Source organism: Fusobacterium sp. FSA-380-WT-3A (assembly GCF_012843705.1).
In the GTDB taxonomy this organism is placed as follows: Bacteria; Fusobacteriota; Fusobacteriia; order Fusobacteriales; family Fusobacteriaceae; genus Fusobacterium_B.
Genome location: NZ_JABAFQ010000035.1, coordinates 1 through 1,247, shown reverse-complemented (window position 1 = coordinate 1,247; position 1,247 = coordinate 1). Strand labels below are relative to the sequence as shown.

The window sequence follows — 1,247 nt, the reverse complement described above, 5'->3', positions numbered from 1 at the left end:
AATGGAGTTAGAACATAAAAATCATCATAATATAACTTTAGAAAAATATCAAATAGATAGATTTGAAGGAGATTGGGATACTTTTTCTAAAGGTAAAGTTACAGATTTTAATCTTATGATAAGAGATGGTAGTGGAGATTTTTTCTTTAAAGAGATAGAAAAAGAAGAAAATATAATATTTTCTGAAAAAGATTTATTAGGATTTGTATTTTGTATATCTGGAAGTTTATTAGTAGATAACAATGAATTAAAAAGTGGTGAAATATTAATAACAGATAATAAAAAAATAAAAATACAAAATAATGGAAAAATATTCTATGGTTATGTGGAGAAATAAGGGAGGAAAAAATGAAAGACTTGTGGAATGGAAGATTTGATAGTGATGAAGAAGTTGATTTAAGACTTTGGCAAGTTGTTAAGGAATTTTCTGAAGCTAAAGAAAATGAGTTAGGGGTTTGTTTTGTAGGATACAATACAGATGATGGAGTAGTAAGAAATCAAGGAAGAAAAGGAGCAGAAGAAGGAAGTAATGCCATAAGAAAAGCAATGCAATCTTTTCCTAAAATAGATGGTTTAAGCGTTTATGATTATAGAAATTTAAAAAGTCAAGTATTAGAAGAAGCGCAAAAAGAATATTCAGAAAAAGTTTCAGAGGTAATAAAAAAAGGAATGTTACCAATAGGATTAGGAGGAGGACATGATATAGCTTATGGTTCTTACAGTGGTGTAAGAAAAGTATATAAGGATGAAAAAATAGGACTTATAAACTTTGATACTCATTTAGATATAAGACCATATGATAATGGGCCATCATCAGGAACATCTTTTAAACAAATATTAGATAGAGATAAAAATGCTTTTTATAGTATAGTAGGATTTAAAAAACAAGGAAATACAAAAAGATTAATAGAAACAGCAGAAAAGTATAATGTATTAATGTTGGATGAAGAATATGAAGAAAATTATATAGTAGAAAAGTTAGAAGAATTTATAGAAAAAGTAGATAAAGTATATATAACTTTCTGTATGGATGTATTTGATGCAGCCCAAGCTCCAGGTGTTTCAGCTCCAACAATAATGGGATTATGTCCAAAAAAAGGAAAGAGAATATTAAGAGAAATAATGAAAACAGGAAAAGTGGTATGTATAGATTTTGCGGAAGTAAATCCAACTTACGATATAGATAGTAGAACTTCCAAATTAGCAGGGGCTTTAATATATGATGTAATGTTAAATTTAAAAAAATA

General features: G+C 27.3%; 2 protein-coding genes. Both read left to right on the top strand.

Annotation, left to right across the window (positions count from 1 at the left end; all coding sequences use genetic code 11):
- On the top strand, window positions 1-337 hold a 337-nt coding region (locus HF862_RS09910; RefSeq protein ID WP_206039084.1), incomplete at its 5' end, for a HutD family protein.
- An 11-nt stretch (window positions 338-348) separates the two neighbouring features.
- The coding region (hutG, locus tag HF862_RS09905; RefSeq protein WP_170187695.1) for a formimidoylglutamase at window positions 349-1,247 on the top strand (899 nt) is incomplete at its 3' end.